Origin of the sequence: Zobellia nedashkovskayae, assembly GCF_015330125.1 — a bacterium.
GTDB lineage: Bacteria > Bacteroidota > Bacteroidia > Flavobacteriales > Flavobacteriaceae > Zobellia > Zobellia nedashkovskayae.
Genome location: NZ_JADDXR010000002.1, coordinates 664,427 through 687,105, shown reverse-complemented (window position 1 = coordinate 687,105; position 22,679 = coordinate 664,427). Strand labels below are relative to the sequence as shown.

The 22,679-nt window shown below is 37.3% G+C and carries 19 protein-coding genes; all 19 read left to right on the top strand.

All coding sequences use genetic code 11. From position 1 onward, the window contains the following. Position 1: 1 nt before the first annotated feature. The 19 genes from sov to IWB64_RS02860 all read left to right on the top strand — a co-directional run bounded on the left by sov (position 2) and on the right by IWB64_RS02860 (position 22,664). Positions 2-7,189 carry a T9SS outer membrane translocon Sov/SprA gene (gene sov / locus IWB64_RS02950; protein ID WP_194532600.1) on the top strand — a complete coding sequence of 2,396 codons (7,188 nt, stop codon included), beginning with the start codon at positions 2-4 and terminating at the stop codon, positions 7,187-7,189. Positions 7,190-7,329: 140 nt separating this feature from the next. Then, positions 7,330-7,710 (top strand): glycine cleavage system protein GcvH, encoded by a 381-nt coding sequence (gcvH, locus tag IWB64_RS02945; RefSeq protein ID WP_194532599.1) that lies wholly within the window; start codon positions 7,330-7,332, stop codon positions 7,708-7,710. Continuing rightward, positions 7,703-8,104, top strand: coding sequence for a VanZ family protein (locus tag IWB64_RS02940; protein WP_194532598.1), 402 nt, complete (start codon positions 7,703-7,705; stop codon positions 8,102-8,104). Before gcvH ends, IWB64_RS02940 begins: the two co-directional genes overlap by 8 nt. A 53-nt stretch (positions 8,105-8,157) precedes the next feature. Beyond that, the gene (locus IWB64_RS02935; protein WP_194532597.1) at positions 8,158-8,862 is read left to right on the top strand and encodes an energy transducer TonB; all 705 of its coding nucleotides are present in this window, start codon (positions 8,158-8,160) and stop codon (positions 8,860-8,862) included. Positions 8,863-9,039: 177 nt separating this feature from the next. Then, a complete protein-coding gene (cyoE, locus tag IWB64_RS02930; protein WP_194532596.1) occupies positions 9,040-9,939 on the top strand; it encodes a heme o synthase in 900 nt (299 codons plus the stop codon). Between the two features lie 8 nt (positions 9,940-9,947). Then, complete coding sequence (locus tag IWB64_RS02925) at positions 9,948-10,529, top strand: cytochrome c oxidase subunit 3 (protein ID WP_194532595.1); 582 nt, start codon at positions 9,948-9,950, stop codon at positions 10,527-10,529. 97 nt (positions 10,530-10,626) lie between these two features. Continuing rightward, positions 10,627-11,616 (top strand): cytochrome c oxidase subunit 3, encoded by a 990-nt coding sequence (locus IWB64_RS02920; RefSeq protein ID WP_194532594.1) that lies wholly within the window; start codon positions 10,627-10,629, stop codon positions 11,614-11,616. A gap of 50 nt (positions 11,617-11,666) precedes the next feature. After that, positions 11,667-12,050, top strand: coding sequence for a cytochrome C oxidase subunit IV family protein (locus tag IWB64_RS02915; RefSeq protein ID WP_194532593.1), 384 nt, complete (start codon positions 11,667-11,669; stop codon positions 12,048-12,050). A gap of 102 nt (positions 12,051-12,152) precedes the next feature. Then, a complete protein-coding gene (locus IWB64_RS02910) occupies positions 12,153-12,791 on the top strand; it encodes a hypothetical protein (protein WP_226975791.1) in 639 nt (212 codons plus the stop codon). 26 nt (positions 12,792-12,817) lie between these two features. Continuing rightward, positions 12,818-13,540: an SCO family protein gene (locus tag IWB64_RS02905; protein ID WP_194532592.1), complete on the top strand. Its 723-nt coding sequence runs from the start codon at positions 12,818-12,820 to the stop codon at positions 13,538-13,540. Continuing rightward, positions 13,541-14,074, top strand: coding sequence for a DUF420 domain-containing protein (locus IWB64_RS02900; RefSeq protein WP_194532591.1), 534 nt, complete (start codon positions 13,541-13,543; stop codon positions 14,072-14,074). A gap of 39 nt (positions 14,075-14,113) precedes the next feature. Then, on the top strand, positions 14,114-14,347 hold the full coding sequence (locus tag IWB64_RS02895) for a hypothetical protein (RefSeq protein ID WP_194532590.1): 234 nt from the start codon (positions 14,114-14,116) through the stop codon (positions 14,345-14,347). Positions 14,348-14,447: 100 nt separating this feature from the next. Beyond that, positions 14,448-15,692, top strand: a complete 1,245-nt coding sequence (locus IWB64_RS02890; RefSeq protein WP_194532589.1) for an ABC transporter permease — start codon at positions 14,448-14,450, stop codon at positions 15,690-15,692. 33 nt (positions 15,693-15,725) lie between these two features. Beyond that, the gene (locus IWB64_RS02885) at positions 15,726-16,985 is read left to right on the top strand and encodes an ABC transporter permease (RefSeq protein WP_194532588.1); all 1,260 of its coding nucleotides are present in this window, start codon (positions 15,726-15,728) and stop codon (positions 16,983-16,985) included. Between the two features lie 62 nt (positions 16,986-17,047). After that, entirely contained in the window at positions 17,048-18,160 is a 1,113-nt protein-coding gene (locus IWB64_RS02880; protein WP_194532587.1) for an efflux RND transporter periplasmic adaptor subunit, read from the top strand. 107 nt (positions 18,161-18,267) lie between these two features. Beyond that, on the top strand, positions 18,268-18,972 hold the full coding sequence (locus IWB64_RS02875; protein ID WP_155594780.1) for an ABC transporter ATP-binding protein: 705 nt from the start codon (positions 18,268-18,270) through the stop codon (positions 18,970-18,972). Then, positions 18,962-20,191 (top strand): ABC transporter permease, encoded by a 1,230-nt coding sequence (locus IWB64_RS02870; protein WP_194532586.1) that lies wholly within the window; start codon positions 18,962-18,964, stop codon positions 20,189-20,191. Before IWB64_RS02875 ends, IWB64_RS02870 begins: the two co-directional genes overlap by 11 nt. A gap of 1 nt (position 20,192) precedes the next feature. After that, positions 20,193-21,455 carry an ABC transporter permease gene (locus tag IWB64_RS02865; protein WP_194532585.1) on the top strand — a complete coding sequence of 421 codons (1,263 nt, stop codon included), beginning with the start codon at positions 20,193-20,195 and terminating at the stop codon, positions 21,453-21,455. Positions 21,456-21,518: 63 nt separating this feature from the next. Next, positions 21,519-22,664, top strand: coding sequence for an efflux RND transporter periplasmic adaptor subunit (locus IWB64_RS02860; RefSeq protein ID WP_194532584.1), 1,146 nt, complete (start codon positions 21,519-21,521; stop codon positions 22,662-22,664). The last annotated feature ends 15 nt before the right edge of the window (positions 22,665-22,679 follow it).

Below are 22,679 nucleotides of genomic sequence, written 5' to 3'. Positions count from 1 at the left end.
TTTGAAAACAGGGGCCAAACTATTTCTTAAATCACCATTTAAGCTTACACTCCTATTTTTATTTTTGATTGTTTCCTCCAGTATATCGTATGCTCAAGAAACCGAAAATGAAGATAGGGAAGAGCAAGAAGTGGATTCTGTAAAGACCGGTTTTTCTTTGGGTAAACTCAAAATGGAAAATCCGGAAAGTATTGTTTCTAAATACGATTACGACACAAACCTTAACATGTACATCTATTCTGAGAAGGTAGGTGATTTTGATATTGGGTATCCTGTAATTCTAACACCGGAACAGTATTATGAACTAGTACGTCAAGAGGGAATTAAAGGCTACTTTAAAGAAAAGTCTGATGCTTACTCAGGTAAAAAAGAAGGTAGTGAAGAGGCTAGAAAAAACTTACTTCCTAACTTTTATGTAAACAACAACTTCTTTCAATCTATTTTTGGAGGTAATACTATAGAGGTAATACCACAGGGTTCTGTTGCAATGGATTTAGGGGTTATCTGGCAGAAGAACGACAATCCTTCTTTATCCCCAAGAAACCGTACCAATCTTTCTTTTGATTTTGATCAACGTATAAGTTTGAGTATGCTAGGCAAGATAGGAGAGCGATTACAGGTAACCGCAAACTACGATACAGAAGCCACTTTCGATTTTCAGAACATTGTAAAATTAGATTACACACCTACTGAGGATGATATTATACAGTCCATTGAAGTAGGTAACGTAAACATGCCGCTTAACAGTTCTTTAATTACTGGGGCACAAAGTCTTTTTGGGGTTAAAACTCAGCTTCAATTTGGTAAAACTACCGTTACAGCAGTGTTTTCAGAGCAACGTTCACAAAATAATACTGTTGTTGCACAAGGTGGTGGTACAGTTAATGATTTTTCTGTTTCAGCTCTGCAATATGATGAAGACAAGCATTTCTTCTTATCACAATACTTTAGGGACAATTACGATGCGGCTTTAGTCAACTATCCTTATATAAGAAGTCAAGTTCAGATTACGCGTTTAGAAGTGTGGGTTACCAACCGTAGCCAACAAACTTTAAACGTTCGTAATATTGTAGGTATTCAGGATTTAGGTGAATATGATCCCTTAGTTGCGGGAGATGAAACCACTAGAATTGGCCAAAATGCTCCTGCATCATTTTTTAAAACTAATACAGGACAGCCAAATCAATTGCCACGAAATAACGCAAACAACTATGATCCATCTTTAATTGGTAAAGGGGGAGCGCTAACAACAAGTATTCGTGATGTAGCCACTATAGAACAGGGTTTTAATGTGTCAGGGTACTTGCCTAATCAAGGTTTTGATTACGCCTATTTAGAAAATGCTAGAAAATTAGAACAGAGTAGAGATTTTCAATTTAACTCGCAATTAGGTTATATCTCATTGAACCAACGTTTAAGTAATGATGAGGTTTTGGCTGTTGCATTTCAATATACCTATAACGGTAAAGTTTATCAAGTAGGGGAATTTGCCAATGGGGGACTAGATGCCACTACGGTTTCGGGAGCTATTGATAATCCTATAATAGAAAACAACACGTTGATTCTCAAATTACTGAAAAGTAATATCACCAACGTATCTGATCCTATCTGGGATTTGATGATGAAGAACATTTATGCTACGGGTGCTTTTAGATTGAGTGAAGAAGATTTTAAAATGAATATTCTTTATTCCAACCCAACACCAAGAAATTATATTACTCCGGTAGAAGATTTTCCAAACCAAACAGATGGCGGCAAACCTCTTCAAGAGCGTATACTGCTAAATGTTTTTAATTTTGATAGGTTGAATGCCTATAATGATGTGCAATCTGGTGGTGATGGATTTTTTGACTTTGTACCTGGTATTACCGTAGACACACAAAACGGCCAGATTATTTTCACCAAAGTAGAGCCTTTTGGTGAGTATTTATTTAATCGTTTAGGTGGTGTTGAAGATTATAAAACGGAAAGTACGTATAACACTAACCAAAAAAAGTATGTATTTAGAGATATGTACGTGCAGACCAAATCAGCTGCTTTACAGGATCCTGAAAAAGATAAGTTTTTACTTAAGGGTACTTATAAATCAGAGGGAAGCAATGGTATTCCTATAGGTGCTTTTAACGTGCCAAGAGGGTCGGTTCGTGTTACCGCTGGTGGAAGACAATTGCAAGAAGGTATTGATTATACCGTAAATTATCAGGCGGGTACGGTTCAGATTCTTGATCCGAGTTTAGAAGCTTCAAATACTCCAATTAATATTTCGGTAGAAAATAACGCTGTATTCGGTCAGCAAACACGTCGTTTTACAGGCGTGAATGTAGAACATCAGTTTAATAAGAATTTTGTCTTGGGGGCCACTTTATTGAATTTAAATGAACGGCCACTAACACAAAAGTCCAATTTTGGAGTAGAGCCTGTAAACAATACCGTATTTGGTTTCAATGGAAATTTCTCAACAGAAGTTCCTTTTTTAACCAGGTTGGTAAACAAACTTCCTAATATAGATACAGACGTGCCGTCTATGCTTTCGGTTCGTGGTGAAGTAGCGTGGTTAAAGCCTAATTCACCTAAAAATGCTGATTTTCAAGGAGAAACAACCACCTATTTAGATGATTTTGAAGGAGCTCAGGCGCTGATAGATATTCGTTCTTCTTTGGGCTGGGCATTAGCAAGTACTCCTGTGGAATTTTTAGACGCACCCACGCAAAAGGGATTGGAAACTGGTTTTGGTAGAGCTAAAACGGCTTGGTATAGTATAGATCCCGTTTTTTATACCAATCAAAGACCTTCTAGTATAAGTGATAACGATATTTCAACAAACGCAACAAGAAGAATATTTATAGATGAGGTTTTTCCACAGGTTGAAGTAGCGCAAGGGCAGACACGCCAACAGACTACATTAGATTTGGCATATTATCCTGAATTAAAAGGACCCTATAATGCAAATGCTAATTTTAATACAGAAGGGCCCAACCAGAAATGGGGTGGTATTATGCGATCGTTGAGCAGTACTAATTTTGAGCAAGCCAATGTAGAGTTTGTACAATTTTGGGTGATGGATCCTTATTTGGAAGGAACCGCTACTAGCCAAGGTGAATTGGTTTTTAATCTAGGTAATATTTCCGAAGATATTTTATCTGATGGTCTCAAACAATATGAAAACGGATTACCTATTGATGGGCAGGGGAGTATTAAGCCAGAAGATCCAATTTGGGGCCCGGTTCCAGCAACACAGGCTTTAGTGTATGCTTTTGATGTAGATGAAAACAGTCGTGGCCAACAAGATATAGGTTTTGATGGTCTAGATGATGCAGCTGAAGCGGCTATTTATGGTAATGACAATCCTGAAGATCCAGCTTTGGATAACTATGAGTATTTCTTGCAAAGGGAAGGTGGTATTTTAGAGCGTTACTTGAATTTTAACAACCCACAAGGGAACTCTCCGGTAGAAGTAACTAATGATAATAGAGGGTCTACAACATTGCCAGACGTTGAGGATATTGATCGTGACCTTACCATGAATACGGTAAATAGTTATTATGAATATAGAATTCCTATTAAACCCAACACGACTATTAATGATAAATATGTAACTGATATTCGTGATTCACTGGTGCTTTCAGGAACGAGAATCCCAAATGAAAGTACGGTGCGTACACGATGGATTCAGTATAAAATTCCATTAAGTGACTTTACTGATGCAGTAGGAGGTATCACAGATTTCCGTTCGGTAAGCTCTTTACGTATGTACATGACGGGCTTTTCTAGCGATGTACTTTTGCGTTTTGCAACGCTTGATTTGGTAAGAGGGGATTGGAGAACGTATACGAAGACACTTGACATAGATAATGATGATCCGGAAGATGACGCTACTACTTTAGATGTAAACGCTGTAAATATTCAAGAAAATGAAAGCAGGACACCAATTCCCTATGTTCTGCCACCAGGTGTTCTTAGAGAACAATTGAATAATAATAATACAATTATTCAACAGAATGAGCAGTCACTGTCGCTGGTAGTGGAAAACCTAGAGTCGCAAGATTCAAGAGGTGTTTTTAAAAACCTTGAGATAGATGTGCGCCAGTATGAGAAATTGAAAATGTTTATACATGCTGAGAAAATTTTAGAGACCGATAATTATGATGTTGAAGAACCTTTGATTGGTTTTCTTAGAATTGGAACAGATTTCTCGGAAAACTTCTATCAACTAGAGATACCATTGGAGTTTACACCTTTTGGAGCTAGTTCCGAAGAAGCTATTTGGCCAGATAATAACCAAATGGAGATTGTATTGGCAGATCTTAATAAAGTGAAGTCGAAATGGATAGCAGGAAGTGACCTTAGTCAAATAAGGTATTTTGAAATTATTGATGGTGAGGCAGAACTGGTGGAAGACCCACTTTCTGCAAGAACTCCAGGTAGGTTGCGTATAGGTATTCAAGGTAACCCGTCTTTGGGAAGCATCCGTAGTATGATGGTGGGTGTAAAAAATGTTAGTAGGACTCCCGCAAGAGGTGAAGTTTGGTTTAATGAATTACGTTTGGCCGGTTTGGATAATGAAGGTGGATGGGCGGCTTTGGCTGCGGTAGATGCCAATTTTGCAGATTTTGCAAATGTTTCAGCAACGGGTAGTACTAGTACCTCCGGTTTTGGTGCTATTGATCAAATGCCTAATGAACGCGCTCGTGAAGATGCTCTTTCTTACGATTTAGTAACCAATGTGAACCTAGGTCAATTGCTTCCAAATAAATGGGGAATTCAGCTTCCGTTTAACTATGGTATATCTGAACAAATGATAACCCCAGAGTTTGATCCCGTTTATGATGATTTAAAATTGCAGGATAGGATTGATGCTGCGGATAATCCTGAAGACGCGAAAGCCATTGAGGAACAAGCAGAGGATTACACCAAACGAACGAGTATAAACTTTATCGGAGTCCGTAAGGATAGAGGAGAAGAGGCAGATGCTAATTTTTACGATGTAGAGAATTTCACTTTTAATTATTCGTACAACGAAACCAATCATAGGGATTTTGAAATTGCTTCTTTAGAAGACCAGAACGTTGCAACAGGATTTGTATACAATCACAATTTTAAACCTGTTGAGGTAGCTCCTTTTGCTAAAAACGATTCTTTATTTACTAGTCGCTATTGGAGATGGTTAAAAGAATTGAATCTTAGTTTATTGCCAACAAGTGTATCTGTTAACTCTAATATAGAAAGGCAATTTAGTCAACAACGTTTTAGGGATGTTGTGGAAGAAGGAGTAGATAAATTAGACTTGCCAACATTGCGCCAAAGAAATTATCAGTTTAACTGGCAGTACGCGGTAAACTATAGCCTTACCAAATCACTGCGTTTAAATATGACGGCAAGTAATAACCATATTGTTCGTAATTATTTTGAAGACCCTTCAGACCCCGATTCCGCTATTGATCAAACGTTGGGCCTATGGGATGGTTTTTGGGACTTGGGAGAACCAAACAGGCATGCACAACAGTTAGAGTTAAACTATGAACTTCCATTTAGCAAGATTCCGTTACTGGATTTTATAAATTCACAATACAGTTATACCAGTAACTTTGACTGGCAACGTGGTGGTGATGCCCTAAGAGAAGTGGCATTAGAAGATATCAATACGGTTCAGAATGCTAGTACGCATAATATTACTGCAAATCTAACCATGCAAAAGTTCTATGACATGCTTGGTCTTAAAAAACGCAGTGGCAAATCAGCTGCGCCTAAAGGACCAATAAGGAAAGATAAAGCCGGAAATCCGACACCAGGAGAAGAGAAGACTAAAAAGAAAAGTGGCGGTCTTTTTAATACAGCAGTAGATGTACTTACCATGGTAAAACGTGTGAACGTAAACTATAATGAGAGTAGAGGTAAGGTATTACCAGGATATACCCAGTCTGTTGGTTTTGTAGGGTCGTTAAAGCCTTCAGTAGGTTTTGTATTCGGTAGTCAGGCAGATGTGCGTTTTAATGCAGCAAGAAAAGGATGGTTGACTGGTTTTGAAGAATTCAACGAGCAGTATATTCAAAATGTAAACAGACAGTTAAATATTACAGCTACGGCGCAACCAACCAAGGATTTAACCATAGATTTATCTGCGGATAGACAGTATTCCAACAGCTATCAAGAGAATTTTAGTGTAATACGTAACGTAGACGGGTCATTAGAGTATAACAACCTTTTAGGAAATAACTACGGTAACTTTAGTATATCTACCGTTATGATCGGTACCGTTTTTAATAAGAGTAGTGAGTTTGATTCAAAGACTTTTGAGCAGTTTAAACAGAACCGTCTTATTATAGCCAATCGTTTAGTTGCGGATAGAGGCGAGACTTTGGCTTTAGATCCTGATACTGGTTTTCCTGAAAAATATGGAAAAACGCAACAAGATGTGTTGCTTCCCGCTTTCTTTGCGGCCTACACTGGGCAAGATGCAGAACGCGTAAATTTAGATGCTTTCCGTCAAATACCTATTCCAAATTGGAATCTAAAGTTTACAGGACTTATGCGTAATAAGTGGTTTAAGAAAAGGTTTCAGCGTTTTTCTTTGAGCCATGGATACCGTGCGGCTTATAGCATTAATTCTTTTCAAACTAATCTTGAAAAAGTACAGTTAGAAAATGATGGGCTATCCACCTTAGATCCAGATACAGGTGATCAAATGTCCGATCTTATTTTAAATAACGTTGTCTTAAATGATGAGTTTAATCCTTTGGTACGTCTAGATTTTGAAATGAAAAACTCGGTAAGCATCTTGGCAGAGATGAGAACCAGCAGAACCTTGGCACTTAGTTTTGATAACAACCTTATGACCGAAATGAACGGTAAGGAATATACTGTTGGTTTAGGGTATCGTTTTAAAGATGTGAAGTTTGTAACTAATATTGGTGGAAATAAAACCCGCTTAAAAGGAGATTTGAACTTAAAAGCCGATGTTACGTTAAGGGACAATATTACTATTATTAGAAACTTAGATATAGATAATAATCAGATTACTTCAGGTCAAAACTTACTATCTATTAAGTTTACTGCAGATTACGCGCTAAGTAAAAATTTGAATGCCTTGTTCTTCTATGATCATTCGTTCTCTCAGTTTGCTGTATCTACTGCTTTTCCGCAGACAACAATCAACACTGGCTTTACTATTAGGTACAATTTCGGTAATTAATTTATCGCTCCCTAAAATTACGGAAACAGTTGTCCAGGGTCCTTTATATTAACTTATAGTGTATTTCCTTATCAACTTGGCCGTGTTTTTTTGAATACTCCTTCAGAAAACAATACATTTGTTTTCATAAAAATAAGACCATGAATATACCTACAGAATTAAAGTATACAAAGGACCACGAATGGATCAAGATAGATGGTGATATAGCCACTGTTGGCATAACTGATTTTGCTCAAAGTGAATTGGGTGATATCGTTTATGTTGAGGTAGAGACCGTAGATGAAACTTTGGATAAAGAAGAGGTTTTTGGAACAGTTGAAGCAGTAAAAACGGTTTCAGATTTATTTCAGCCTTTAAGTGGAGAAATCATTGAGTTCAATGAAAAACTGGAAGATGCTCCTGAAAGCGTAAATTCTGATCCTTACGGAGATGGTTGGATGGTTAAGATTAAGATTAGTGATGCTTCTGAAGTAGCCGGTCTTTTGTCCGCTGATGATTATAAATCGCTTATTGGTGCTTAAAAAGCATAAGTATACAATTGCATTTGTTAGTTGGATGGTGTTTGTAACATTTTCTAGCTTAGTTTCTTTTAAGGGTACTGATGCTGCAAACATAGATATCCCAAACCTAGATAAGGTAGTTCACTTTTCCTTTTACTTTGGTGCGGCCTTTCTAGCTGTGTTTTTTATTAGAGAAGTGACCAAAGGAAGTATGTCTCTACGCAAGGCGGTTTTATTTGCTTTAATTGGGGCTATCGGTTATGGTATAGTTATTGAGGTATTGCAGTATAGTTTAACGGCAGATCGCCATGGCGATATTTTTGATGCATTGGCAAATAGTGTGGGTGCAATCATAGGGTCATTAGCCGTAAAATCCTTTTTTTCTAAGGAAAGGTGGTTAAAATGGAGGAATTAGTTGCTTGTTAAAGAATTATTTAATTAAATTAGCACACATTAAAATACAAAATTATGGAACCGAAAAAGAACCCGAAAGCAGATGTAGGCCGCAGTAGTGGACTTTATTTTGTTATTGGCCTAGCAGTTACAATGGGATTAGTGTACACTGCATTGGAGTGGAAAACGTATGATAAGACCAATGATTACGATATTTCAATGAATGTTGATGATGAATTGGACGAAGAGGTTCCTATGACGGAGCAAATTAAGACGCCACCGCCACCACCGCCACCAGCGGCTCCTGAAATTATTGAGGTTGTTGAAGATGAAGAAGAGGTTGAGGAAACTGTAATCGAATCTACTGAAACTAGTCAGGAAGAAGAAATTATAGAGGTAGAAGACGTTATGGTCGAGGAAGAAGTGGAAGATGTAGATGTTCCTTTCGCGGTTATTGAAGATGTGCCTATTTTTCCAGGTTGTGAAAGTGAGTCTGATAAAAGAGCTTGTTTTCAGAAAATGATGCAGAAGCACATTGGTAAAAACTTTAGATACCCAGAAATTGCTCAGGAAATGGGTGTTCAAGGTAGGGTTAGTGTAATGTTTACTATTCAGAAAGATGGTAGCATTGGTAACGTTAGAATGCGTGGACCGGACAAAAACCTAGAGAAAGAAGCTGCTCGTATTATTAGTAAGCTTCCTAAAATGACACCAGGTAAGCAACGTGGTAGAGCTGTAAGGGTTCCATTTAGTATTCCTATTACTTTTAAGTTGCAGTAAGCTGTAGCATTATAATATATAAAAAACCCGTCTACTTAGTAGACGGGTTTTTTTGTGCCATATAGTTTAGTGTTAGCCGCATTGTTTTTGAAGTCTTTGCGCCGTATAATATAAAGATGTCCAATTGGTTGCAGAAATAGAGGTTGAAAGCTATCTTTGCGGTTCGAAAAAAGATGCATGAAGACTGCGGTGAATACGGCAACAGCTCCTACTTTGGCGCTGGCAATGGCCGATTTTAAAGAGATTACAAAAGCTAGGCTGGCTATTAGTGTGGTTTTTTCTTCTTTGGCTGGTTATTTACTGGGCGCACCTCAGATTGAGGTTGTTTCCCTTTTATTATTGGCTTTTGGTGGTTATTGTATGGTTGGGGCTTCTAATGCCTACAATCAAATCATTGAAAAAGATTTAGATGCGTTAATGAAGCGTACGGAAAATAGACCTATACCTGCTGGTAGAATGTCTGTTAATAAAGCGCTGTTCTTAGCTATTTTGCTAACCGTATTGGGTGTTGTATCACTGTATATATTGAACCCTAAAACGGCTATGTTCGGGGCAATTTCTATATTTCTTTATACAAGTTGTTATACGCCTTTAAAGACCAAGACGCCTTTAGCGGTTTTTGTTGGGGCTATTCCGGGAGCCATCCCATTTATGTTAGGGTGGGTTGCCGCTACAAATGAATTTGGTATTGCACCGGGTACTTTGTTTATGATACAGTTCTTTTGGCAGTTTCCACATTTTTGGGCTTTAGGCTGGATGTTGGATGATGATTACAAAAGGGGAGGTTTCAAAATGTTACCTACTGGAAAAAAGGATAAGGGTACAGCGTTACAGATTATAATGTATACCATTTGGATGTTGGTTATTTCTGTGGTTCCCGCATTTGGAATAACAGGCAGATTACAACTTTCAATTCCTGCGGCGGTTATTATATTTTTGATGGGTATGGTTATGTTGATCTTTGCATTTCTATTGTATGAAAAGCGCGATAATGTTACTGCCCGAAAATTAATGTTGGCTAGTGTTAGTTATATTACGCTAATGCAAGTGGTTTACGTAGTAGATAAGTTTATTTAAATATGATCATGGATTTAACTAGAGGGACGGGGAAAGAAAAGAACGATAGGGCTAAGAAAATGATGCTCTGGTTCGGTATTGTAAGCCTTATTATGGGCTTTGCGGGTTGGACTAGTGCCTATATTGTAAGTAGTTCACGTGAGGATTGGATTAGTGATTTACATCTGCCTAGTTCTTTCTTTATAAGTACAGCTTTAATTATTTTAAGTAGTATTACCTATATAATGGCTAAAACGGCTATCAAAAGAGGGAATTCTTCCATGGGAACCAAATGGCTGTTGGCCACTTTGGGTCTGGGTATTGCGTTTATTGTATTCCAGTTTAATGGTTTCTCTCAAATGATAGCTACAGGCTATTATTTTACAGGGCCAACAAGTAATATTAAATTATCTTACGTTTTCTTGATTGCAATGGTGCATATTGTGCACGTGGGAGCAGGTATTATAACGTTATTAGTAGTTTTATATAATCAAATTAAGGGTAAATACTCCCCTCAAGAATATTTAGGAGTAGAACTAGGATCAACATTTTGGCATTTTTTAGACCTGTTATGGGTTTATTTACTGGCATTTATGTACTTCGTAGGGTAATAAAATTAAATAAAGTTGGTTTTTCATGTGTATAGTGCTTTCACAATACACATGAAAACTATAAATTTGTGCAAAATCTAACCATACTACAAAATATATGGATTCAACGGTAACAACTGGTACGGCGGAAGAAAACGTTTGGGGTGGCGGAAATCGTCCCCTAGGAGCATCATATGGTAAATTGATGATGTGGTTCTTTATCGTTTCCGATGCATTAACCTTTTCAGGCTTTTTAGCGGCTTACGGCTTTTCAAGATTCAAGTTTATAGAAATATGGCCGATTGCGGATGAGGTTTTTACCCACGTTCCTTTCTTTCATGGTAATTACCCCATGATTTATGTGGCCTTCATGACATTCATTCTTATTATGTCTTCGGTAACTATGGTGTTAGCCGTAGATGCAGGACATAAAATGAAGAAAAATTCCGTTATCTGGTATATGTTCTTTACTATTATTGGTGGTGCAATTTTCGTTGGCTCTCAGGCTTGGGAATGGGGAACCTTTATAAAAGGAGATTATGGTGCCGTAGAAACTAAAGGTGGAAGAATTTTACAATTTGTAAATGCTGAGACCGGTGAACGCGCTGCAATTCGTGATTTTGCCAAGACTATATCTGGTGATCGCGCAGTTCACGAGAATAGTAAGGGTGTTTGGTTTTATGGCGAGGGTTCCTTGCCTAGTTATTCCTTCAACGAGGTTGTGGAAGGTTTTAAGGCTAATCCTAGTATTCTTATCCGTACTGAACAAATTGTTCAGGAAGGAGAACACGAGGGGCACAAGACCTTACTTAATAGAGAAGAGTCTTTGAAGAAAATCAAAGATGGTAAATTGGTAGTTGAAGGCGCTAACTTAATTCGTAATGAATACGGTAGCCGTTTGTTTGCGGATTTCTTCTTCTTTATAACAGGTTTTCACGGTTTTCACGTTTTCTCTGGAGTAGTTATTAACGTAATCATATTTTTTAATGTGATTTTGGGCACCTACGAAAAAAGAGGCCATTATGAAATGGTGGAAAAAGTAGGGCTTTATTGGCACTTTGTAGATTTAGTGTGGGTATTTGTATTCACCTTCTTTTATCTTGTATAACTCTTATTTTTCGGAAAAACGATATATAACGCATTTGAGATTAATATAATATGGCACACGCACACAAACTAGAGATTTTTAGAGGACTATTGAAATTTAAGTCCAATACCCAAAAAATCTGGGGAGTACTTATATTTTTGTCCATTATTACAGCTGTAGAGGTAGCATTAGGTATTGCAAAACCTAGAGCATTAACACATGCTCATTTTGTGGGGATGAAGTTAATTAACTGGGTATTTATTATCCTTACTTTGGTTAAAGCTTATTATATTGCTTGGGACTTTATGCACTTACGTGATGAAAAAAGCTCATTAAGAAGAGCAATAGTATGGACTCCTATATTTCTTGTAGCCTATTTATTGTTCATCCTTCTTTTTGAAGCAGATTATATATATAATGTTTACAAGGATGGTTTCATACAGTGGAATTTCTAAGTAAGATTATCTTAATAAATTAACAGCATACTAAGACGGTTTCACAACCGTCTTTTTTATTTTTGTAGTTGTCGTAAATTTGGTGTTTAGCACTTCTTTCTTATGAAGGTGAAAAAATATTTGGTCTTAATTACATTGTTCATTTTGCCTATCGTGGCATATTTATTTTTTGCTTCTGGTATTACCAACTTTGGAAAACTTGCCATATTAACCAATGGTGTAGATGACGTTGTTAATATGGATGGTGATGCTACGTTTAAAGACAATATTACTGTTTTAGGTTTCTTAGGGAATGATCCTAATAACACCAATGGCAATGCGTTTAACCTTAACCAAAAAATCTACAAGCGTTTTTATGCATTTAAAGATTTTCAGTTCGTAATGGTTATGCCAAAAGGGATGGAAGAGGAAGCTGCAGAGTTAAAAAAAGAGTTGGGTCTATTGGTAGACATGAGCAAGTGGAATTTTGTTTTTGGTGATGAAAAACAAATTAATGATTTTTTCAACTCCTTAAAAACTGACATTCAGCTAGAGGATGATTTAAGCACGCCCTACGCTTTTATAATAGATAAAGACCTAAGTCTTAGGGGTAGGTCAGAAGACGAGGAAGAGGCTACTCTTTATGGTTTTAATGCTACATCTGTATCCGAGCTGAACAATAAGATGGTAGATGATGTAAAAATCATATTGGCGGAATATAGATTAGCGCTAAAAAAGAACAGTGCGGATAGGCAAAAGTAATAAGGGTTTTTGATTTGTAAACTGAAATGAAGAAGTATACATACGTTTGGGTGTCTTTAGTAATACTGGTTTTCGGAATTATTTTTGTGCCGAAAATAGTAGATCGGATTTCTAGCGGAACAGTGGTAGAGAACGACCGGTTAAATATTGAGCACGCAAAAAGTACATTGTCTTATATAACTTTAAATGGCGAGCAAAAACGTGTTCCTTCATTTAACCTAATCAATCAAGATAGTTTAACGATATCTAATGAAGACTATAACGGCAAGGTGTTCGTTGTTGAGTTTTTCTTCACCAGTTGCCCTTCTATTTGTCCGGTAATGACCGAAAACCTTGTGACTATACAAGATGAATTTAAAGATAATGAGGACTTTGGGATAGCTTCGTTCTCAATAACTCCAGATTTTGATACACCAACGGTTTTAAAGGCATATGCGGAAAAGTATGGCATTGCAGATTTAGATTGGCACCTATTGACTGGTGATAAAGAGCAAATTTATGATTTAGCCAATAACGGATTTAATATTTTTGCTGCTGAAATGCCTGATTCACCAGGAGGTTTTGAACATTCAGGATTGTTTGCATTGGTTGATAAGAAAGGGTATCTGAGGTCAAGAGCGGATGAATTTGGAAACCCAATAATTTATTATCGGGGTGCCATTACTGAGAAACAAGGTGAAAATGACCATGGAGAAACAGAACAGATTTCAATCTTAAAAGAAGATATTAAGCGATTATTGGCAGAATAGATGGAGGATACAGTAGCTAAAGAAAAGAAGTTTAACAAATTAATCACAATAGTATCTATTGTAGTGCCAGTAGTAGTGGCCATACTGTTTGGAGTAAAAATACCAAATGTAGAAAGACTTGGTTTTTTACCTCCAATCTACGCTTCTATAAATGGACTAACCGCTATTCTATTACTTGTTGCCGTATGGGCCATAAAAAATGGAAAAAAAGAATTACATCAGAATATAATGACAAGTTGTATTGGCTTATCGCTTCTATTTTTACTGATGTATATTGGCTATCATATGACTTCAGAGTCTACTACTTACGGGGGTGAAGGAGCAGTACGTTATATCTATTTCTTTATTTTGATTACTCATATAATTCTTTCCATAGCTATTATACCTTTAGTACTCAAAACATATGCCTTTGCGTACCTTAAGAAATTTGAAAATCATAGAAAGTGGGCCAAAATTACATTTCCTATTTGGTTATATGTAGCGGTTACCGGAGTTGTGGTGTACCTTATGATTTCGCCTTATTATGTTAGTTAAAAGAAGGTGATAAGAAGTTTAGTTTTTGAATGAAGTAGAATGAAAAAGACCTTATTTGCAATACTGATTTTAGTTATTTTATTTTTGCCTCAAAACATAGAAGCACAATGTGCCATGTGCCGTGCTTCTCTTGAAAGTAGTGGTGATGTAAAGGCCGCAGAGGGTATAAACAATGGCATTGTATACTTAATGGCGTTACCGTATATTCTTGTTGGAGGGCTCTTTTATTTCGTCTATAAGAAGATGAAAAATAGGTCTGCAGAAGAAGTTTAACACTTTTTTTTCTGTTCTAGTGTAACAAAACCTTTTTACATTAGTCTTGTAGTTGTGCGATATCCCCAATCGCGCTCATCAATCAATCAAAATCAACTACATGTTCGACATCGAAAGGTGGCAGGAAATCTTTGATACTATTCGCAAAAATAAGTTGCGAACATTTCTTACAGGGTTATCCGTAGCATCAGGAATTTTCATTCTCGTTATTTTATTAGGTTTTGGCGAAGGTTTTCGCAATGGTATCGCTCATGAGTTTGAGCAAGATGCTGCAACCAGTGTATGGGTGTGGCCAGGTACAACTACTAAAAAATACAAAGGTCTTAATCCGGGTAGAAATATTCAGTTAACTAATGCTAATTATGAGTTCTCGGCTAAATTGCTTGAGGATGATATTCAATTTAAATCACCCAGGATTTTTGTTCGCGATGTTTCCGTTACTTATGGTAATGAGGCGCTTGTGTATCAAGTTCAGGGTATTTCCTCTCAATTCCAGTTCATAGAGAATGCAGGAATGTTCGGCGGAAGGTTCTTGAATTACCAAGACGAAACAAGTAGAGCGAAAGTAGCTGTAATCGGGAAGAAAATTGCTGATGATGTTTTTACGGATATCGATAATCCAGTAGGAGAATTCATTAAAATATCCGGACTTCCATTTAAAATAATCGGAGTATTCAATGAAACTGAAGATCGGGAAGAAGAACGTATCTACATACCGGTAACCACTGCACAAAGTACTTTTAATGGTGGTGATAAAATAAATAATTTGGGGTACACGCTTCCGCCTTCAGATAATTTTGAGGAAGTAGTCGCTAAATCCATCAAATTCAAGAACAGTCTTCAATCGTATTTACAACAAGCCCATACCGTTGCTCCAGATGATACCAATGCCATTTTTGTATGGAGTGCTATGGAGGAAGCCAAGCGGTATTATAGTCTAACGGATAACATTGCACTGTTCTTCTGGTTCGTGGGTATTTGCACCATTATAGCGGGCGTGGTAGGTGTTAGCAATATTATGCTAATTGTAGTACGTGAGCGTACTAAAGAGATTGGCATACGAAAAGCGCTTGGTGCCAAACCTTGGTCTATAGTAGGTATGATTTTACACGAGTCTATATTTATTACCTCTATTTCTGGCTTTGCAGGACTCATTTTTAGTATGGGTTTATTAGAGTTTGTGGGTCCGCATATTGAAGTAGATTATATCATGAATCCATCTGTAAACTTTACTGTTGCTATTTCAACGGTTTTTGTATTGGTATTGGCCGGTGCTGTTGCGGGGTTTTTTCCGGCATGGCGTGCAGCCAATATTCATACTATTGATGCATTACGGGACGAATAAAAATATAACAGAACTAACTTGACTTTATAAATCATGTTTAATAGAGATCGTTGGAAAGAAATTTTGGAAGTACTAACCAGTAATTGGTTCAGAACCGTCTTGACCGCCTTTGGTGTGTTTTGGGGTATATTCATTTTAATCCTATTGCTTTCTGCAGGAAAGGGACTGGAAAACGGTATCATGCAAGACTTTGGTGATATTTCTACCAATACCATGTTCATGTGGTCTAGAAGTACAACCAAATCTTATAAAGGCCTTCCTAAGGGTAGAAGTTTTCTCTTTAAGGTTGAAGATGTGCAAGCGATAAGAGATAATGTGCCTGAATTAAAGTTTATTTCTCCAAGAAATGAGCTAGGTGGTTTTAACGGTGCTAATAATGTCGTCCGCGGAATAAAGACAGGTGCTTATAATGTCTATGGAGATTATCCTGAAATTAGTAAACAAGACCCTATGACCATGACGTCTGGTAGGTTTTTGAATTATAATGACATCAAGGAAAAACGAAAAATAGCGATTATAGGTGAGGGTGTACGAAACGGACTCTATGACAAGGATGAAGATGTGCTTGGTACGTTTATAAAAATACAGGGTGTCAATTTTATGGTGGTCGGTACATATAAAAAGAAAAGTAATGATGGCGATGGAGAAGAAGGGCAGAAACAGATTTTTGTGCCATTTACTACGTTCTCCCAAGCTTTCAACCGTGGTAATGATGTAGGTTGGATGGCTATTACTGCAAATGACGGTACTTCCATAACAAGTTTAAAGGATAAGATAATGGGCGTTGTCAAAGAAAATCATAAAGTACACCCTGATGATCAGCGTGCCGTGGGACACTTTGATCTTTATGAACAGTTCCAAAGGGTTCAGAGCTTGTTTGGAGCATTACGTTTTATAGCTTATTTCGTTGGAATTTTGGTTCTACTCTCAGGTATTATTGGGGTAAGTAATATTATGCTCATTGTGGTAAAGGAACGAACTAAAGAAATTGGCATACGTAGAGCTTTGGGTGAGGACCCTTGGTCTATTAAATTGCAAATCCTAATGGAGTCTATTTTCTTGACTATTATATCCGGTATGGCAGGTATTACTCTAGGTGCGCTCTTTATTTATGGCGTAAACGCCTTGTTGGATATGAACGGCCCGGTAGATATGTTCATGAATCCTAGTGTAAGTTTAGGGGTGGTAGTTGGTGCATTATTAATTCTTATTTTTTCTGGTCTTTTGGCAGGTTTCATCCCTGCTCAAAGTGCTATTAAAGTAAGGCCAATAGATGCCCTTAGAACTGAATGATTAGAATTTTAGTATTGAATAGAAATAAAAATCACATAGAATAACATCAATCAATCATAAAAATGAAAAAATCAGTAACCAGAATCGTTCTTTTGTTCATAGTCGTGGCCTTTGGCGGATCAATGTATTATCTATATCAAAAGAATGCGGAAGACCCAGTCGTCTACGAAACGGAACAAGCCTCCAAAAAGAACATTGTAAAGAAAACGGTAGCTACCGGAAGTATACTTCCGTTGGAAGAAGTACTTATTAAACCTAATATTTCTGGAGTAATAGAAGAGGTATTTGTTGAAGGCGGGGACTATGTAAAGTCAGGTGATCTACTATGTAGAATAAAAGTAGTACCAAACCTAAATGCACTTAACGATGCAAGAAATAATATTGATGAGGCTAAAATAGGTTTGGATGATGAGCTTAGAAACCTGGAGCGTCAAAAGGGTCTTTTTGGCAAGGGCGTGATTTCTAAAGTAGATTTAGAGCGTGCCGAGGTGACATACAACCAGGCCAAGCAATCTTATGCCGCTGCCAACAAACGGTATGATATTGTTAAAACAGGTACCACAAAGGGCTTTGGTAACGCTGCAAACACACAAATTAGGGCTACCGTTAGTGGTATGGTTCTAGAAGTTCCTGTGGAAGTGGGTAATCAAGTTATTGAAAGCAATAATTTCAACGAAGGAACTACTATTGCCGCTATTGCAGATGTGGATAAAATGATTTTTGAAGGAAAGGTAGATGAAAGTGAAGTAGGGAAAATCAAAGAGGACTTACCGTTGGAAATTACAATTGGAGCTTTAGAAGGAAAAACGTTTGATGCTATTTTGGATTACATTGCCCCAAAGGGAAAAGAAGAAAATGGAGCTATTCAATTTGAAATAAAGGGCACCATGAAAAAGCAAGATTCCGTATTTATTCGTGCGGGACTAAGTGCTAATGCCTCGGTAATTTTAGGTAGGGCAGATAGTGTTTTGGCTATAAAGGAAGCTTTGATACAGTTTGATGATGTTACAAAAGAACCTTTTGTTGAAATAGAGAACGGCGATCAAAAGTTTGAACGAAGAGCTATAGAATTGGGTATTAGTGATGGAATTGATGTGGAAATAAAATCAGGAATAACCGAAACAGACAAGATTAAGGTCTGGAATGCCATAGAGAAAGAGGAAGAAGAAGGATAATTTAATATTTAACAGAAAATTTGGAGTCCATCTTGTAACAATTCGGCAACTTACATGTCATATTGCCAAATTGTTTTGAAAATTCTAATATAATTAACAAAACTACCATGATTGAAATTAAAGATCTTCACAAGTCCTACAAAATGGGTAGCAACTCATTACATGTCTTAAAAGGATTAAATTTTAGTATTGACGAGGGAGAACTAGTGGCTATCATGGGTTCGTCTGGGTCTGGTAAATCAACCCTATTAAATATTTTAGGAATGCTAGATGAAGCAGATTCCGGATCATATACTTTAGACGGTGTTCCCATCAAAGATTTAAATGAAACCAAAGCGGCCAAGTACCGTAATAAATTCTTGGGTTTTGTATTTCAGTCTTTTAATCTTATCAACTACAAAAGCGCCATGGAAAATGTGGCCTTACCTTTATATTATCAAAAAGTACCAAGAAAAGAAAGGGAAGAGAAGGCTTTAAAATACCTAGCGCAGGTAGGTCTTAAAGAATGGGCTACGCACTTACCAAATGAACTTTCTGGTGGTCAAAAGCAACGTGTTGCAATAGCCCGTGCTATGGCGGCAGAGCCAAAAGTATTGCTGGCAGATGAGCCAACAGGTGCTTTAGATAGTAAAACTTCGTATGAGGTAATGGACCTTATTCAGAATATTAATGATAAAGGGAATACCATTCTTGTAGTAACGCATGAAGAAGACATAGCCCATATGTGCAAACGTATTGTACATTTAAAAGATGGTGTCATTGTGGAAGATAAAAAAGTAGAACAGGTTAGGGCCGCTCAGTATGTTAAATAGAGACAACTGGAAAGAAATATTCGAAACCATCCAGAAGAACAAACTTCGTACATTTTTGTCGGGGTTTACTGTTGCTTTAGGTATTCTAATTTTTGTGGTGCTATTTGGTTTCGGTAATGGTTTGATCAATACTTTTGATGATTTTTTTGGAAACGATGCCACTAATGTATTTTATGTCTTTCCGAGCAGAACAACAATGCCTTACAAAGGATATAAGTCAAACAGAGTAATAGAGTTTGATAATAGTGACTTAGCCGATATTGAGAAGAATTTTCCTTTGTTTCTAGAATATATTAGTCCAAGGATAACAAGGCAGGATACCGTTAGTTATTTGAATGAATCAAATAGCTATAGAACACTGGGAGTAGGGCCAGCTCATCAATTCAGTGAGATGACTATTATTATGAAGGGGCGTTATTTGAATAATCAAGATATCAAAAACAAGACTAAGTATGCAGTTATTGGCAGACTGGTAGAAGAAGACCTATTTGGAGCCAAAAATTCGCTTGGCAAATATATTGATGTTGGTGGAAGCTCTTTTAAGGTTATTGGAGTGTTTCAAGATGATGGTGGTGATAATGAAGAACGCATTGTTTACGTTCCTTATACTACACTGCAACTGATTGAAAAAAACACGGATAAAATTGACCAAATGGTTGTTGGTTTTAAACCACAAATAGGATATGCAGGCGCTATGGCTTTTGACAAGAGTCTTGATCAGTTTATCAGGTCTAAAAAATTCATCAGTCCTAAAGATCAAAATGGAATCTTTATTAGGAACGTAGCAGACCAATTGCAGCAGAACCAACAGTTTGCCCGTGTGTTACAAATCATAGTAGGTTTTGTAGCCTTCGGAACCATCATTGCCGGTATAATTGGTATCAGTAATATTATGGTATTTGTTGTAAAAGAACGAACTAAGGAACTCGGTATTAGAAAAGCACTTGGGGCCACCCCCAAAGCAGTTATAGGAACCATTTTATTGGAGTCCGTATTTATTACAACGGTTTCCGGTTTTATAGGTATGCTCATAGGGATTGCAATTTTAAGTTCTTTGGGCGATAAACTGAAAGACTTTTTTATTACCAATCCATATATAGATACGAGCGTTGCGATTGCGGCCACATTTGTTCTTATAATTTTTGGTGCAATTGCGGGCTATGTTCCGGCAAGACGTGCTGCCCGTATTAAACCCATTGTAGCCCTAAGAGACGAATAATATGCGATTTATATTCGATAGAAATACTTGGCAAGAGATTTTTGGTTCCATCAGTAAGAACAAGATGAGGACTGTGATTACCGTAGTAGGTGTTCTATGGGGAATCTTTATTTATATAGCACTTTCTGGTGCTGCTAAGGGTATGGACAATGGTTTTGAGAGTATGTTCGAGACTATTGCTAGAAATAGTATGTTCGTTTGGGCTCAAAACACGAGTATGCCCAATGAAGGATACAAGACAGGAAGGCAAATGCAGTTGAAGCTGGATGATGCAGTAATGATACAAAATCGTATTCCCGAGGTAGAATATATAGCACCACGTAACGTGCGAGGCTTTTTTGGTTCTGCTCCTGCAAATATTGGACGTAATAACAAAACTGGAAGTTACTCGCTTTTTGGGGATTTTCCTGCATTTACCAAAATTGCGCCTAAGAAAATTTACGACGGCGGTCGTTTTCTCAATGACAAGGATATTGAGCAGTCTAGAAAAGTTGCGGTAATAGGAGAACGTACACAAAAAGAACTTTTTGATAAGGATGAAAACCCAATTGGGGGCTATTTCAAAATTGATGATGTCTTTTTTCAGGTCATAGGGGTCCATAAATTTGAACAAAGTGGAGGTTTTGGAGGAGATGGCGATATTTTCATTCCTTTTTCGACCTTCAAAAAATTGTATAATACAGGTGATGACGTCGGTTGGTTTTCTATTGCGGCCTATGATAATGCAGATGTAATCAAAGTTGAAGAAAATATAAAGAGTTTATTAAAGAATATTCACCATGTACATCCGGATGATGACCGTGCTTTTGGTTCGTTCAACTTGGGAGAGCAGTTCAATAAAATAGTTGGCTTTGCAGATGGTATTACCTTTTTGTCATTGATCGTTGGTATTGCCACAATATTTGCGGGCGTTATCGGTATCGGGAATATTCTGTTGATTTCGGTAAAAGAACGAACCAAAGAACTTGGAGTACGAAGAGCCTTAGGTGCTACACCTGCCGAGGTACGAAATCAGATTATCTTAGAATCGGTATTCTTGACCGTTATTGCGGGAATCATGGGTATTATTCTTGGAGCGCTTGCATTGGCGGGAATTAATAGTGCTACTCAAGATATTGACTTTCCATACACTAATCCAACAGTGCCTATACCTTTCGTAATTGGCGCATTGGTTATAATGGTAGTGCTAGGAACTTTAATTGGCCTTATACCTGCTCAAAGAGCCGTGAGTATAAAACCAATTGATGCCCTTAGGGAAGAATAATAAGAAATTTTGTAACAAAACGGAAAACAACAAAACCAATAGACAACAAATACACCTGAAAAAATGAACAAGATCGTAAAATATATCTTAATTGGTATTTTGGTGCTAGGCGCTTTATGGGCCGCGGCCTTTTTTATAAAATCGAATAGTAAAGACGCAGTTACTTACGAAACAGAAACGCCGTTTATAACTAATATAGAAAAGAAAACCGTGGCAACCGGTAAGGTGGTTCCTGAGGATGAGGTTGAAATTAAGCCTCAGATTTCCGGAATTATTCAAAAGATTTTCATGGAAGAGGGTCAGAAAGTAAAGTCAGGTGATTTAATTGCTACTATTAAAGTGGTGCCAAACGAGCAAGCGCTGAATCAATCTAGAGGTAGGGTGCGAAATGCCGAGTTGGCCTTGAACAATGTGAAGATAGAGTACAACAGAAACAAATCGTTGTTTGACAAAGGGGTCATCTCAAGTCAAGACTTCAACACCTTACAGTTGCAGTACGATCAAGGTATACAGGAACTTGCAAATGCCAAAGCGGATTATCAAATTATTCGCCAAGGTTCCGCAGGTGGTTCTACAAGTGCTAATACCAATATAAGGGCTACGGTAGATGGCACTATTTTAGAAATACCAGTAGAAGAAGGTGATCAAGTTATTGAGAGTAATAATTTTAATGACGGTACTACCATTGCTTCAATTGCGGATTTAAGCAAGATGATTTTTGAAGGTAAGGTAGACGAAGGCGAAGTGGCCAAACTAGAAATAGGTACCCCCTTAAAAATTAGTTTAGGTGCGGTAGAAGGTGCCGAGCTGGATGCCAAATTGCGATTCATTGCCCCAAAAGGAATAGAAGAAACAGGAGCCGTACAATTTAAGATTGAAGGTGATGTAGAGGTTAAGGAAGATATTTTTCTTAGAGCAGGATATAGCGCCAATGCTTCATTGGTTTTAGAGAAAAAGGATGATGTTTTGGTCATACCTGAAGCTTTATTGCAGTTTGATAAAAAAACAGACGAACCTTATGTTGAGGTTGAAACTGGTGATCAGGAGTTCGAAAGAAAAGATGTTGAAATAGGGATTTCAGATGGAGTAAACGTTGAAATCGTTTCTGGCCTAACGGAATCGGATAAAGTAAAAGTTTGGAGTAAGACAGAGCCTATTAAAAAAGGAGAGGACGAAGAAGAAAAGGAAGAGGCAGATAGTGAAGAGTAACAATCATCAATCATA